The sequence below is a fragment of the Rhizobium sp. SEMIA 4085 genome, from assembly GCF_013004495.1.
GTDB classification, from domain to species: Bacteria; Pseudomonadota; Alphaproteobacteria; order Rhizobiales; family Rhizobiaceae; genus Rhizobium; species Rhizobium gallicum.
Map to the genome: position 1 here is coordinate 1 of NZ_JABEPH010000147.1, position 13,311 is coordinate 13,311.

Here is a 13,311-nt window from a genome sequence, read left to right on the forward strand (position 1 = left end):
ATCTCACGCTGTTCGACTTCTTCATCATCGCAGCGCTGATTGCCATATTCTGCTGCGGGCTGCTGGACAGCGAGACGACACGATAGCGTCAGCGAAGTGCAGCGCGCCTGAACGCGGCATTATATGTATATCTGCGCGCAAGCGTCGCTCATCGACCTCGACAGCGCTTCGAATTTGACGGCCTGCCATCCCCGATAATCTTCGATCAGGCGGGCGGAAATCCAGAACTTCTCGCCATATTGCGAGCCGTCCCAGCCGATGTCGCCGAGGGCTCTCGCACGGTTCAGGACGCGCACGATCTGCGTGCGCGAGACATGGTAGCGGCTTGCAAGATCTCCCGGCCTCAGTTCGCCAACGTAGCAGCGCTCGGAAAGCGTATTGCCCGAGGGAAAACGGGCCACCAGGTCATGGATCACGTTGCTGCCGAGATTGGTGAACGTGAAGGTCCTCACGCTTTCCGGCGGATCGTTCCAGCGCGGATCGGCGATGAGTGCCCGGGCAGCGGGCGGATGGGAATAGTAAAGCAGCCGTGGGTCGGCCTGGGAAAGAGCAAGCCGCTCTCCTCCGTCTAATCTATCCAGCGATGCCATATGGCTGTCGAACCAGTTGCGGATAAGATGCTCCGCCGCTTCGGAAAGCGCCAACGGCCGCAGTCTCTTGTCCGGGCTCTCCCGTTCGGTGAAGAGCTTGTACTGGCGCATCTGCGCAATATAGGAAGCGATCGTATTCCTGCTGGCGAATTGGTGCAGCGGCGCAAACTCGGTAAGACGCGTAACCGTCAGATCCTCGCAGCTCGCATCCGTCCGACGCTCGAAATAGAAGGCGAGCGCGGCCTGGGCGACGAGCCAACGGCGCAGATCAGAGGTATAGCGCACCGCGCGCGGCGCCTCATGATAGATGGCTATGAGGCGGCTCGCCGCCTCCGTCAGCGACATTGCAAACAGCGGCGATGCCAGAAGCTGCCGAACGCTATAGCCGGGCGGAATGCGTGCGTCCTGTCGAATTTCCTGTTCAATGGCCGGCATATCGGATCACAGCGGACTGATTTCGGCAATTCAGCCAGACCGCAGCGCCCGGCTTTTGCCTTGGAGGTTACTCCCGGAGAGGCGCTCATTTTCCAAAATATGATTGTTTGTCAAATAATTGCCTGGCAGACGCGAAAAACCTCCGACCTGTTACGGTTTCGAGCTAATCGATTGCGAAGTTTCTTTCGAATGCAATCCGCCATATTTATTAGCATCACGAATTGTACGGAGGGGCGATGAAACGCACGCCGAAATGTCAAAACATTGAGAAGTTTGGTGGTCTCGCCCCGAATAACCAAGCCTGGCGCTTTCAAACGTTTGCCAGGGATGCCGCCACACTTGGCCTGAAATAAAATCTTTGGAAAAATCAACGTGGCTGCCACAGCCTGCCATACTCTTTTCGCCTATTCTATCTCGTAAAATCCCGGCATTCTCCTCCGGCTTCATCATTGGACATGGCATTGACTGTGCATGGAATGGCGAAGTGAAAATCCGGCGGGGTGGCCCGCCGCTGATGGAGCGGTTCGGAGAGCTGTTCGCGTCGAAGATGAGCTGGGATTACGCCGAGAACAGCTGCATATCACCATCGCTTACGACGATGATGCTCCGGAACGCGCGACCGTCGAACCCTATCAGGGCGAGATCCTGCTCGGACCGGAGGCGTTTAAAGAAGTGATCGACGACTGGCTTGCGAGCGTCAGGGAAGTGGAAGTCTGATGCTCGGTGTCATCGGTGTCACGCAGCCAGAAGAAATACTTGATCTAACTCGCGGTTCAATGCTCCGACCAACTCCTTGGCCTCTTCGGCTGTGAGCATGTCCATGACAAATCCGTTGATCACTGCTTTTTGCCCGGTGACTTCATCGAACACCGACCAATAGATGTTCAGATTCTTATGAACGTTATACCTGTGGGCTTCCATGGGGAAATTCCTCCTTCTTGAAGCATCGATAGAAAAGCACTTCGCCACCAAAAGATGAATCGTGCGTGTGTATATCGAGCCTATCCATTGGGATAGTGCCCGGCTACGCCCCAAACCTTGGGTCCACAATGAATTTAACCGACGCTGTAACCGTTGCGGGAAGGCGCCGGCGCGATGACGGCTACCTTGTTGCCCGAACGCTCGTATCGCCCATACAGGCATCCAGATCTATCTGGGATTCGACGTGGGAAAACCGGGCATGAGTCCGGCGCGCTTCCATCGCGGAGGGCGCCGAGGTCTTTGCTGAGCACAGGCTCAAGAGGGCTCGCGCCGGACGGTGACGAATGACCACCCTCCGGAAATGGTCACGTCGGACGACCGAATCTCCGATGCCATCGTGAACGCGAGTTACGAGGCCGTTTCCTCGAGATTTCCAATCCTGGCAGCCATTCACCGATCATAACCGGCTCTGCACGGTCAAGCGTGAGAAGGTCGAGTATTCAACCTCTCCTTTAATCGACGTGGCCGAGATCGTTGCGCTCGCCACCCCGCTGGCAACCACGATCGAGGGACTGCTCTGGCCGTTACTGTGCCGATCCTGGCGCGCGCTGGTAGCCTAGGCCCTGTGAGCCGCCTCACTCGCTAGCCTGATGACGTAGTCTTCGGATGCGTCGGCGAGGGCGAGGGCCACCTCAGCTCGTCCAAGACCTTGTGAGTGCAGGCTTTCGACCAATTCAAGCATGGCAGCATCGACGATCTGCCGGCAGTTCATGCGTGTTGGTTGTGGTCTACCTATAAAGTATAGCTTGGCGGTCATAGCACCCCCTGTTGATCGCTCGCAGGATGCCACAATTTCGCAGGTGCACAAGCAACTGCTAATTTTAATATGCGGTGCAATATGGAACAATTTAACGACAGACGCTTGCAGGGCTCCGGTGATCGCCTCATCGCGAAGTCGGCCAGAGGGATACCGTAACACGCGTAACGCCTCGAGATCCTGTCTTGGGCGGCGATCCGGTCGAAAGATCGTACACGGCCAAGCTCGTGCCGGTGGGATACACGGCGCGCGAGATCGAGGGCTGTCATTCAGGCCGGAGACGTGCAGGTTTCCATCTGGTCCGTGGGATCACGATCTCTCGCCCTCACGGCCAATGGCAAGTCGTATCGCGTCGTCAACGGCGATCCCAGCAATTGCGATGGCGTGACCAACGTCGTCCTTGTCGTGACTCAGTCGTCGTGGGGCGCCGCCCATTCACGCTCGAATTGGATGCTGTCATCGAGTGATGGGAACCAGCAGTGAGCGTCGACCGCGGGTGTTCCTGGTCCGCCGCTTGGTGCCGTGAGTATGTAAACGCCGGCGCACTTCTTCACGGAATTTGAGAGCTTTTCCAAATCCGAATAGGGAATGTTTGCGATAATCACGGGCCCGAAGTTTCCCATCCGTCACTCCGTGTCTCTGCTTGGCGGAGTATCATCGAAAGCCGAAACGATGGAAAGGAACACCTATGACTAAATTGCTACTGCATTAGACCTATAGGGCCTGCACGCACCGAAAGATCGTCGACATTCCGCGCATGAGGCGGGTTCACTTCAAGCCATCGGCTTCGGGCAGATCATCAAGGATGAGGCTCCCGCTCCGAAGAAGGTAGGCCCAAGGGCGCCGATGCTGAATAACGGCCACCCTTCGCCAGCAAATCTGCCCTCATCGACGCGAATTCTCCGACAATAGAGAAGTCCTTCCGCGAGGCGATCGACAATATCAAGTCCGAGATCGCGCTGAGAGAGGTGGTCGAGCGTCTGGAGCGCCGCGATCACCCACCGAGCTTCTTTGAAAGCCATCTATCGACAGCGCTACGAAACACTAGGGGTTGCCATACGATTTATGGCGCACTCCAGGTAGGCGCACTCCTTTTTTCATCCCTGTCGTCTCCGGGGCACAGCCCTTCGCTTTCCAGTCGACAGGCGTTCGGCTCCTCGGATCATCTCCGCTGCCGGTGGCAAGCGGGCCAAGATGGCATCGTGTGCATTGAGCATTCTTTTCATACGTTCGTTAGATCCTATTAGGAGTACCCGCTCCAAAGCACCTACCTCGCGTTTCGGCGGCGCTTTTTTATGTGCTAGCGGAACAATCTTGGCGGCTAAGTCGTTGAATTGATCGGATTGCGCGGCACTACTACGCACGCGCATCTAGCCGGCGATCTGGCCCTGCTCAAACCCCGGACGCAGGGCCGCATTTTTGTGCGAAATCGCACTAATACCTTTGGGCTAGTTTAACGGGCAGATCACCTAGCCCATCTTATGGGAGCCGCGCACCCCCAATGAGCGGTATTCGTCATTACCTCTGCCCCGACGATCGGGGCTCTTTTTTTATTAGATACGCGGTCTAAGGCCGGACGATCGGCGTTCTAAAAAGCGTCTTGTTCGCCCGCCCATTGGCGTCATCGAACTTGCTGCTGAGAACTTTGATCTGCGTCAAAGCCTCATTTACATTTTCGCCAACCAGCTTGCCGCCGAAGGATTCCACGACGCGATCGGTTCGCTTGTTCGTCTCTATGATGGCCGCCTTGTTTTCGGTGATCTGTTCGAGCATGCGCGACTGCTGGAATTGCAACGGCGTGATCTGGCCTATCTGGTTATTCATGCCTCCAAGCGTGACCTGCAAATTCTTCTGCTGGTCCTTGCGGTCTTCCGCCTCCTAGTCGAAGCGCTTGCCAAGCTGTGTCTGCGAGTTCTTCAGATCTACTTCCATGCCGACGGCGGCCATCACATCCACTGCTATGGCGGTGTCCAATTTGACGATGAGGTCGCTCATTGGCGCACCGTGGCCCATCGGCATCATCGACTTCGAGAGACTATCCTCAGAGATTTCGCGATGTTATTACACTGAGTTGCGCAATGCCCGCCGCCGAGCGAGGCGGGCAGAGAACCGTTCGAATTAGGCTTCCACAACATCAAGCTACTCTGCACTTCGCGATACGAATTTCTACAATATCCAGCATAGCAGCGTGACCGCCACCACGATACACATCACCAGCAGTGCACCGCGTTCAACCATCCCGCTCATCTCGGCCACCATGCCGAGATAGATGACAGTGCAAAAATCATCGCCACCAGAGCAATATAGACGACCCATCCAGCAGCGTTGCGGACAGAACGAGGGAAGCGAGCCAGACGATCTTGCAGGCGATATGCAACGCCTGGTCTTGGGCCAACGTCGTCTTGCCCCTCACCTTCGCCTCGTCGATCGCCGTGTGTGCCAGCCATGCCACCAGCCGAGCTAGATTTTCCCTGTGACCACCGCCACGCCGGCGCCTTGGATGCCGGAATGTGCGATCAGGTGGTAAACGCGCAGCGGGCCTGATTGTTTGGCGTCGGAAAGGAACTGCCCCTGCAGCGGGTAATCGCAGAGCCAATGGGCCGCCAGCAGCATAAGGGCCAGCATCACGATATTTTCGATCATCTTGGCTGGCATCCTGTGGAGAAGTCGAATAACCGTAAAACCACTGCGCAAAGCGGATCGCGTTGTTGAACTGCACTTGCGACTCATGGGTGTTCATTATCAACTGCTGATGCAACCAGCAAAGGAACGCCTATGGCACGCTACATTGCCGTTTACGATATAGCGGACACCCATCGAGATCCGCACGCCGCCTTTATCGCTCAAGCGGAGAAACTTGGATGGTCGACTTGGGTATGGGCGCCTACCGCAAAGAAATGGTATAAGCTACCCAACACCACGTTGATCGGCGACTTCCAAGATCGCGACGCGGCACAAGCAGTATTCAACGCTGCAGCAAAGGCCGCCAGAGCTGAGAAGGGTGAACTTACGGTCGAGAAGTATTTCATCGCCGACTGGAGCTCAGCCACATTCGACTCTGATGTTAAAGCTGGCCCTGTGACATGATCGCTCGTTCGGTACGTGTCATGCGTTACCCGTCACAACACAATTGAAGATCATGCCGTCTTCGAGCTTGATCACCTTGCCTGGGTCGTTAATCCCTGCCCGCACACCGGTTAAGGTGGCGGGCTGTGGTGGTCAGGCCGGTCCAGGTTCGACGCGCCGCCTTCGGTTTACTTATCCCCTGGACTCCGACGCTAATCCAAGGACCAATTATAGGGTGATGCCGGATCATTAACGCACGCATAATCGAGGGTGCACATCTGTCCGTTGGCATCCCGCAAGCTGACGATGGCGCGCTTGTCACCCAGCCTACAGCGGGACGGCGGATAGCGGAAGCTGCGGCCGCCGAAGCCGGTGCGTACAAAAGTCGCTTTGGATTGGCGGATCATCTGCGCAATCTGACTACACGTGTGAGCGCGGGCATTGACTTCCACGGCCTGGGCGGCAAGGCCTGACGACGGGAGCAAAAGCGCAGTTGCTAAAATCACGTTCTTCATGGGAACTCCTCCTCCTATGGAGGCGAGTTAAACAGCACTGCCCGCGGCATTCAAAACGATTCTTTATCGTTGAAGCGTTGCCTCGAATTGGTGCCCGCGCCGCAGCCCGAGTGAGAATGCGTCAGGAAGTTCACCCGGGCTAAGCCTCAAACGTACATCCCCATCGGAGCTGGTTTGCGCGGCCGCACGGCGTCGATAGACCGTTACCAACTTGATGCCGAGACCCGTCGAGAAGTGCGTCGAGCTTGCCTTTGCTCATATACCAGCAGCCCTTTCGATCGCCTGTTTCTTGCACGCCGACCATGATTTCGCGCAAAGGCCAGCAAGGCGAACCGCCGCTCTCCTCTCCGGCGAGCCGGTCTTTAATTCCCAGAACTGATTTTTCTCGAACCGCTTCTGGTAGAGCCGGACAAGCTTGCTGTCGCGGCGGCGCATTGTAGCGCCGGACAAGCGGCCAAATCCACTCGCGGCATTCGTGCTTCGTGGTGCGGCTGCAAAATGGGATGCAGCAGGAGATACGGTCGACCATCAACCCTTCCTGACGCGATAGCCGCGGTGCATGAGATGCCAGAAGTAAAGATCCCCGCCGGTCGCATCGGCACAGAACAGGAATGGAGAGCCGTTATTCAGCGGCCACCGGCATTGATGAACGCCGAGTTCATGCAGCTCCTTGCCTGTACCAAGACGCTCTTCGTCGCTAGCGTGGATTTGCAGCAGCGGGGATGTCCCGACTGTCTGCCGGGAGACACCATACTTGGTCGCGATGACGCCGATCGATGAGCCATCCTTCCAGAGAGCCGAGGCGCTCTCCAAATCGATCTTGACGTTGGCGTTCATGCGACTGCTCCTTTACGCTCGACTTCGATCCGCTCCCCCTTCCGGAAGATCGCCTCCGCGGTCTTCTTCGCCACGCCCTTCTTGCTGCCGCCCATGGAGGAAATGCCGGTGATCGGGCTGTTGAGATGTTCGAAGAACGCACCGTTGGCGGCCTTGAGCGCTTCGGTTTCCGTCGCGAAGATGATGTCGTGCCGGCCATCGCGAAGGACGCGGTTCTCGGCGTCATGGACTCGCCGGTAGTAGGCTATCCGCCGTGGGCGCTTCATTGCTCCGCAGTCGAATTTGTTCATCGACCGCTCCTGCTTCTTTGAAATTCGATGGAACGATCTGACGCCGCGGCGGATTTCTTATGACCGAGAAACTTTCGTTTGGAGCGAGACCATGTTGACGCAACGTTGGAAGAAACCCCTCGTCTTGGGAGATGGCCGTATCCGGATAATTGTCGGTTCGGCTGAGGAGGCAATGAACTGGCTTATCCACGAGCCCAACCAGAGCAGCGACAAATGGCGCCATGCGTGGCGAACTTGTCGAGCGGTGCATGAAGGCCGACTGCCCGCTGAAGAGGCTAGGTCCGCTGTTGAGCTCGCTGCTGGCCATTGATCGGTCCACCTAATAGCCGACGGCGCCCGGGATGGTTGCGAGTGCGAATTCATTCATGCTTCAACCTGCCTTGGATCTTGCCTTTCTCGCAGCGTGCCGGAGCTTCGCTACCGCGATGATCGCAGGCCCGACCTCCGGCTCCGCAGCCTCGTAGCCCAAACCGCGATGGCCATTGAGGTAAGGCAGCGTTGCGCAGCGGCTCCCAATTCGGCGGCTCGGTGTTCGTCTTGTCGCCAACCAGGCACTTCAAGAACATCCCATCAGGCAGCGGGCCGTTCTGCTTTTCCCAGAGATATTTGTGCTTCAGGACATGCCGTCGGTCGTAGCCGGTGTGAGAGTTCGGCTCGTCAACACTGATCTCGACGTAGCCATCCTTTGCAACCCGCTCATGGCCAAGATATTTGGTGTTGAGGTTCTCCGGGATCGCAAGAAGGAAACGTCATTCGCAGCCGACGAGCGCCTGAAAGTCCTTCGCCAGGTCTTTGAGACGAAGAAGGACAATAAGCCGATCTCGCCAAATATCGCGCGCCTCGTTGACCCTTTCCGCGCTTACAGCGATTGGCCACGAGACGGCCAAGCCGGAAGACGTCGATCGCTTCATCGAGCATCACGGCATAAACTCCAAGGCTGTGCTCTATGAGGCAATCTAGACGTACACAGGCTTGCGCGTATCGGATCTAGCCGTGCTTGGTCCGCAGCATCGCAGGCTGGATGCATTCAAGCTTCGGCTCTTCAAGAATCGCAACCGGACGCCTGTTGATATCGAGATCGCCATTCATCCGATTCTCGAAGGCGTCTTGGCAACGCACAAAGTCACAGCATTGACGCACCTCGTCACAGAATTCGGCAAGCCGTTCAGCGTGAAGGGGCTTGGCAATCGCATTTCGGATTGGTGGAGACAGGCGGGAATGCCGCATCTGACATCGCATTCCGTGCGCAAGGGACTGGCCACGAATGTCGCTCGTAACGAAGCGACCGATAATATGCTTGAGGCGATGTTCGGCTGGAAAGATGCAAAGACGTCGAAAATCTACACCCGGGATGCAAACCGGGCACGTCTTGCGAGGATGGCTGTAGGCAAGATCAATTGGGACGGAATCGGCACAAAATTGTTGCCGGCGGCTGATGGGACGGACGGTTAAACCGGGAACGGGTTGCCACACCTGCTTTGGTGTGGCGGAGCGGTTCAAGTCCAGATTGCCGCACCCGAGAAATAATCAAGCAAAATCGACTACTTACAACTGGGGTGAATAAAGTTTGGAGGCCTCGCCCGGAATTGAACCGGGGTACAAGGATTTGCAGTCCTCTGCGTCACCACTCCGCCACGAGGCCTCACAGGTTCAAGTAATCGAACCGTGGCGAGCGTTTAGAACCATCCTAGAAAAATCGCAAGAGGCCATTTCTGAAAAATGACCCCGGCAACCTCTGAACGGTGTTCCGAACCGTTCTTCACACGCTCTTTTCCTTGGTTTCTCCATCAGCCTGCGGACGTGTTCCGCCTGTGCCACCAGATGGAGAATCGGCGGCGCCATCTGCGGGCGAACGGCAGGTCGTGCGAGAGAACGATGAAGCCGAGCGGTATCATCCAGAAGCCGAGAACCGGCAGAAAGCCCAGGATACCGCAGAAGATCAGCAGGACGCCTATGAACACGCGGGCAATCCGCGAGCGCGGCAGAGGGATGTGCAGGGAACCGAGAACGAGCTTTCCCGTTGTATGATCGATGCCGAAGCGCTTTTCGCGCGGGTTTCTGCTATTGTCTTTCCCGTCAGTCATGCACAGGAGATGGTAACAAACGCCGCAAATGCAAGCGGATGTCATTTTTTTGAAAAAACTGCTTGGCAAATCGAACAAGCATTTGTATTAGCCCACTCACGCCGCGCCAAGCGGTGATCCCTGGTAGCTCAGCGGTAGAGCATTCGACTGTTAATCGACAGGTCGCCGGTTCGAATCCGGCCCGGGGAGCCAGATTTCCAACCTAAGTGGTTGATGCATTTGCAGGAGTCGGTTCTTGAATGAACCGGCTCCTCATTTTATTCCGACTACTTATTTCCTGTTGGTGGCTAAACTCCTGCTGTGGCTTCGATTTTGTGCAGGAATATATCTCGCGCGGCCCTCACGAGCGCGATGAGGACCTTTTGCAGCAGGACTTTATATCGGCCCTCCTCATGCTCCCAACGCCGGCTTAGAAGGCTGGAACGACCTTGATGGTTCGAAGCGCCGCAAGCTATGTCGGACACGACGCTCTTCCAATACGTCGTCATTAGCGCAACGCCATTTAGCCCTTAAAAGTATCGTTGCAACCAACCTCGGTGCGAGGCGTTCCTTCATGTGCGAAATCCGAGGATCAGTCATGAAACCCATCCTTTCCATTGCAGCCGTTACCTTGGCATTGACCGCCGGCGCAAGCTTTGCCCAGCAGCCCACCGACACGCCGCGGCCGCCAGACAATGCAACAGCGGCGCCTGAATCCACTCCGCCCGGTCAGCAAGCCGCTCCCTCAGATGAGGATCGTCGTCGTCTTGGTTGGCGCAGGGGACGAATGCGTGATCGTCCACCCCTTCCTCCCCCATCGAAGGCGGCGCATTTTCACATCCATGATGGAGACGTTGAAATTGACATCAAGTGTGCCGATGACGAACCGACAAAGGTTTGCGCCGACCTTCTCTTGCAAATGCTGGACAGATTGGAAGGGGCATCATCGTCCAGAGGCGATCGTGATGATTACCGGTAGGCGCCGGGCCGATCTCAGGGTCTACCCGATATCGTTGGCCATCGATATTTCCTTGCGTTAGCGAAAAAAGCCGGCGCCTGAGTATGCATACGCTGAAGGTCGCATGAGATTGGGTCGCTTGCATGTTATGATCGGAGCATGGACATCGACGAGGACAAGATCGACGACGCTGTCTTGGCGCTACTATGGCTGACGTTGCATGACGGGCGTCGGGCGTCGAAGGGTTTTGATTGGAATGCAACAGATCGATTGTTCAAGAAGGGCCTGATCGGCGATCCGGCGAGCAAAACGAAGTCATTGATCTTGACGGATGAAGGCCTACAGCGCTCGGAGGAGCTTTTTCGGGCCTTGTTTACGCGGCCGCCGAGATTAGCAGCGCTTTTCGCTTTCCAGTTCCAAGGCAAATGCTCGTCAATCTTGCTGACCGGATTATCGGCAGGGCGGGCGAGCACGCCTTCGTGAACCGGCTCTTCTTCATTGGCCGTAGGCTGCACTGAGAGACTTTACCCCAATCACTCCGCAGGATGCGGTGTCGCCGGATGGTGGCCGGACGAAGGGGGTGGATGCTTCCACCAGCGCGCCGAACGATTCACCAGCCGGAAGTAGAGGCCGTAGGGCATCAGCCGAAGGAGTTTCAGCATATAGGTGAAGCGCTTCGGAAAACTTACTTCGAAGCGATTGGATTTGAGGCCTGCCGCAATCTGTTCGGCGGCTTCCGCAGGCGACACGAGCGTCGGCAGCGGGAAGCTGTTCTCGCGCGCCGCCGGCATATCGGCAAAGCCGGGGCAGATGATCTGGATGCGGATACCCATCTTGTCGAGGTCAAATTTCAGGCTTTCGGCCATGTTGATCAGCGCCGCCTCGGTGGCGCCATAGGCCGCGCTCGTAGGCAGGCCGCCATAGCCGGCGGCGGACGAGACGATGGCGATCTGCCCCTGCCCCTTGGCCTTCATGTGCCGAATTGCAGGCAGGAGGCAATTGACAACACCGCAGAGGTTGACGGCGAAGCTCTTCTCGAAATCCGCACGGTTCAATTCCTCGGCATGCACAGGCTGGTAAATGCCGGTATTGAAGATCGCCAGGGCGAGCGCGCCGTGCTCGTATTCGATCGAGGCAAGCACATGCTCCATATCCTCGGGATCGGTCACGTCGCCATCGAGAACGACGATGCTGCCGGAAAGCCCGCTTGCTTCGGTCTGAAGTTCGGCCAGCTCTTCATGATTGCCCGCGGTGACGGCGACTTTGTATCCCTCGCCTGCCAGTTTCAGCGCCAATGCCCGTCCGATGCCTGAATTCGCGCCGGAAATCCAGGCGATGCCATGTTCGGGACGGGCGATGAAATCACGCATCATTGACTTCCTCCAGACTGCCGATTCAGCACAAAACCAGAACCGGAAGTTCCTCGCTGCCTCCCGGATTCATGCCTTTATCACGCTATTGTGGCTCATTTCAGCCGATCCGGCCGCCGATGATCCCGTCGAGGGTTTTGGTGTGCTTGAGGCGGGCAGTCCGACGCAAATTGCAAGTCACGTGGGATTTTTGAAAGCGGAAGTCTAATTTTATCGTCGCAGGCGGGGCCATGGAATAGCATTTCTTGCCAACCCAGCCTTGTGAAGGGAAAAGACCGTTCCTAAACTACCAGTTCCACAGAGGCAGATTCCATGACCTTCCATCCATCCGTCATCGAGGCGATCGGCAACACTCCGCTCATCAAGCTCAAGGGCGCATCCGAAGCGACCGGCTGCACCATCCTCGGCAAGGCGGAGTTCCTCAACCCCGGCCAGTCGGTGAAAGACCGCGCCGCGCTTTACATCATCCGCGATGCCGAGAAGAAGGGGCTACTGAGGCCGGGCGGTGTGATTGTCGAGGGCACCGCCGGCAATACCGGCATCGGGCTGTCGGTCGTCGCCAACGCGCTCGGCTACCGCACGGTGATCGTCATCCCCGAAACGCAGAGCCAGGAGAAGCAAGACGCGCTGAAGGTGCTCGGCGCCGAACTGGGAGAAGGGCCTGCCGTGCCTTACAAGAACCCGAACAACTATGTGAAGGTTTCCGGCCGCCTGGCAGAACAGCTGGCGAAGTCCGATCCGAACGGAGCCATCTGGGCGAACCAGTTCGACAATATCGCGAACCGCCAGGCACACATCGAGACCACGGCCGCGGAAATCTGGAAGGATACTGACGGCAAGGTCGACGGTTTCGTCAGCGCCGTCGGCTCTGGAGGCACGCTTGCGGGCGTCGCGGCGGGCCTCAAGGCGTTCCGCAAGGACGTCAAGATCGGTATCGCCGATCCTGAGGGGGCAGCACTTTACGAGTTCTACAAGAACGGTGAATTGAAATCCTCCGGCTCCTCGATCACCGAGGGCATCGGCCAGGGTCGCATCACGGCCAATCTCGAAGGCTTCACGCCGGATTTCGCCTATCAGATTTCCGACACCGAAGCGCTGCCCTATGTCTTCGATCTCGTCGAACACGAAGGGCTCTGCCTCGGCGGTTCGACGGGAATCAATATTGCCGGTGCGGTACGTCTTGCGAAGGATCTTGGCCCGGGTCACACCGTGGTGACGATCCTTTGCGACTACGGCAACCGCTACCAGTCAAAGCTCTTCAACCCCGATTTCCTGACGTCAAAGGGCCTGCCCGTTCCCTCGTGGCTGACCGCGTCGCAGGACATAAAGATACCCTACGAACCAGCAGCGTGAGCCCCATGCCAGTCAATGCCCTCTATCGTGACGATTTCTATCTATCGACATGCGAGGCGGTGGTCACCGCCATCCACGAAGGCGGGGGCATCGAGC

Annotated in this window: 18 protein-coding genes, 2 tRNA genes and 3 pseudogenes; 11 read left to right on the forward strand and 12 right to left on the reverse strand. The window is 57.1% G+C overall.

Translation table 11 applies throughout. The features are described from left to right. Window positions 1-119: 119 nt before the first annotated feature. A complete protein-coding gene (locus tag C9413_RS16125) occupies window positions 120-1,025 on the reverse strand; it encodes a hypothetical protein (protein WP_052451508.1) in 906 nt (301 codons plus the stop codon). A gap of 471 nt (window positions 1,026-1,496) precedes the next feature. Between C9413_RS16125 and C9413_RS16130 the strand changes: the two genes are divergently transcribed. Next, window positions 1,497-1,742, forward strand: coding sequence for a hypothetical protein (locus C9413_RS16130; protein ID WP_039844701.1), 246 nt, complete (start codon window positions 1,497-1,499; stop codon window positions 1,740-1,742). Between the two features lie 18 nt (window positions 1,743-1,760). Here the strand turns inward: C9413_RS16130 and C9413_RS16135 are convergent, their stop codons facing one another. Continuing rightward, complete coding sequence (locus C9413_RS16135; RefSeq protein ID WP_039844700.1) at window positions 1,761-1,946, reverse strand: hypothetical protein; 186 nt, start codon at window positions 1,944-1,946, stop codon at window positions 1,761-1,763. 391 nt (window positions 1,947-2,337) lie between these two features. On the opposite strand from C9413_RS16135, the pseudogene C9413_RS34485 reads away from it, so the two are divergent. Continuing rightward, a pseudogene (locus C9413_RS34485) lies at window positions 2,338-2,566 on the forward strand (hypothetical protein); the annotation flags it as partial. Window positions 2,567-4,329: 1,763 nt separating this feature from the next. Here the strand turns inward: C9413_RS34485 and C9413_RS16140 are convergent. From C9413_RS16140 to C9413_RS16150, 3 genes are all read right to left on the reverse strand, one after another. Next, window positions 4,330-4,587: a hypothetical protein gene (locus C9413_RS16140; RefSeq protein WP_170250630.1), complete on the reverse strand. Its 258-nt coding sequence runs from the start codon at window positions 4,585-4,587 to the stop codon at window positions 4,330-4,332. A gap of 460 nt (window positions 4,588-5,047) precedes the next feature. Beyond that, on the reverse strand, window positions 5,048-5,215 hold the full coding sequence (locus tag C9413_RS16145) for a hypothetical protein (RefSeq protein WP_166677324.1): 168 nt from the start codon (window positions 5,213-5,215) through the stop codon (window positions 5,048-5,050). Window positions 5,216-5,223: 8 nt separating this feature from the next. Continuing rightward, window positions 5,224-5,406, reverse strand: coding sequence for a DUF3307 domain-containing protein (locus C9413_RS16150; protein WP_166677328.1), 183 nt, complete (start codon window positions 5,404-5,406; stop codon window positions 5,224-5,226). Window positions 5,407-5,538: 132 nt separating this feature from the next. Between C9413_RS16150 and C9413_RS16155 the strand changes: the two genes are divergently transcribed. Beyond that, the gene (locus tag C9413_RS16155) at window positions 5,539-5,850 is read left to right on the forward strand and encodes a hypothetical protein (protein ID WP_039844694.1); all 312 of its coding nucleotides are present in this window, start codon (window positions 5,539-5,541) and stop codon (window positions 5,848-5,850) included. A 191-nt stretch (window positions 5,851-6,041) separates the two neighbouring features. Here C9413_RS16155 and C9413_RS16160 read toward each other — a convergent pair whose 3' ends face one another. The 4 genes from C9413_RS16160 to C9413_RS16175 all read right to left on the reverse strand — a co-directional run bounded on the left by C9413_RS16160 (window position 6,042) and on the right by C9413_RS16175 (window position 7,471). Then, the gene (locus C9413_RS16160) at window positions 6,042-6,344 is read right to left on the reverse strand and encodes a hypothetical protein (protein ID WP_039844693.1); all 303 of its coding nucleotides are present in this window, start codon (window positions 6,342-6,344) and stop codon (window positions 6,042-6,044) included. A gap of 139 nt (window positions 6,345-6,483) precedes the next feature. After that, window positions 6,484-6,873, reverse strand: coding sequence for a hypothetical protein (locus C9413_RS16165; protein ID WP_170250631.1), 390 nt, complete (start codon window positions 6,871-6,873; stop codon window positions 6,484-6,486). Further along, window positions 6,873-7,181: a hypothetical protein gene (locus C9413_RS16170; protein ID WP_170250632.1), complete on the reverse strand. Its 309-nt coding sequence runs from the start codon at window positions 7,179-7,181 to the stop codon at window positions 6,873-6,875. The genes C9413_RS16165 and C9413_RS16170 overlap by 1 nt, the downstream gene beginning before the upstream one ends. Then, a complete protein-coding gene (locus C9413_RS16175; protein ID WP_039844690.1) occupies window positions 7,178-7,471 on the reverse strand; it encodes a hypothetical protein in 294 nt (97 codons plus the stop codon). Before C9413_RS16175 ends, C9413_RS16170 begins: the two co-directional genes overlap by 4 nt. A 91-nt stretch (window positions 7,472-7,562) precedes the next feature. Between C9413_RS16175 and C9413_RS34210 the strand changes: the two genes are divergently transcribed. Both C9413_RS34210 and C9413_RS16185 read left to right on the forward strand, forming a co-directional pair. Then, complete coding sequence (locus C9413_RS34210) at window positions 7,563-7,781, forward strand: DUF982 domain-containing protein (RefSeq protein ID WP_082046506.1); 219 nt, start codon at window positions 7,563-7,565, stop codon at window positions 7,779-7,781. 662 nt (window positions 7,782-8,443) lie between these two features. Next, window positions 8,444-8,923 carry a tyrosine-type recombinase/integrase gene (locus tag C9413_RS16185; RefSeq protein WP_052451507.1) on the forward strand — a complete coding sequence of 160 codons (480 nt, stop codon included), beginning with the start codon at window positions 8,444-8,446 and terminating at the stop codon, window positions 8,921-8,923. 116 nt (window positions 8,924-9,039) lie between these two features. Here the strand turns inward: C9413_RS16185 and C9413_RS16190 are convergent. After that, window positions 9,040-9,113: transfer RNA gene (locus C9413_RS16190), tRNA-Cys, on the reverse strand. Window positions 9,114-9,258: 145 nt separating this feature from the next. After that, entirely contained in the window at window positions 9,259-9,555 is a 297-nt protein-coding gene (locus tag C9413_RS33345; RefSeq protein WP_039844689.1) for a membrane protein, read from the reverse strand. Window positions 9,556-9,672: 117 nt separating this feature from the next. On the opposite strand from C9413_RS33345, the gene C9413_RS16200 reads away from it, so the two are divergent. The 3 genes and pseudogenes from C9413_RS16200 to C9413_RS33350 form a co-directional block, all read left to right on the forward strand. Then, window positions 9,673-9,747 (forward strand) — tRNA-Asn (locus tag C9413_RS16200). A 385-nt stretch (window positions 9,748-10,132) separates the two neighbouring features. Continuing rightward, window positions 10,133-10,513: a hypothetical protein gene (locus tag C9413_RS16205; RefSeq protein WP_082046505.1), complete on the forward strand. Its 381-nt coding sequence runs from the start codon at window positions 10,133-10,135 to the stop codon at window positions 10,511-10,513. A 138-nt stretch (window positions 10,514-10,651) separates the two neighbouring features. Next, a pseudogene (locus C9413_RS33350) lies at window positions 10,652-10,882 on the forward strand (DUF6429 family protein); the annotation flags it as partial. 143 nt (window positions 10,883-11,025) lie between these two features. On the opposite strand, the gene C9413_RS16210 reads toward C9413_RS33350, so the two are convergent. Next, the gene (locus tag C9413_RS16210) at window positions 11,026-11,862 is read right to left on the reverse strand and encodes an SDR family NAD(P)-dependent oxidoreductase (RefSeq protein ID WP_039846725.1); all 837 of its coding nucleotides are present in this window, start codon (window positions 11,860-11,862) and stop codon (window positions 11,026-11,028) included. Here C9413_RS16210 and C9413_RS16215 point away from each other — a divergent pair. From C9413_RS16215 to C9413_RS16225, 3 genes and pseudogenes are all read left to right on the forward strand, one after another. Further along, a complete protein-coding gene (locus tag C9413_RS16215) occupies window positions 11,849-12,070 on the forward strand; it encodes a hypothetical protein (protein WP_039844687.1) in 222 nt (73 codons plus the stop codon). The two genes, C9413_RS16210 and C9413_RS16215, sit on opposite strands and share 14 nt — an antisense overlap. Before the next feature lie 104 nt (window positions 12,071-12,174). Continuing rightward, complete coding sequence (locus C9413_RS16220; RefSeq protein WP_170250635.1) at window positions 12,175-13,215, forward strand: cysteine synthase A; 1,041 nt, start codon at window positions 12,175-12,177, stop codon at window positions 13,213-13,215. Window positions 13,216-13,220: 5 nt separating this feature from the next. Next, window positions 13,221-13,311 (forward strand): annotated as a pseudogene (locus C9413_RS16225) (alanyl-tRNA editing protein); the annotation flags it as partial.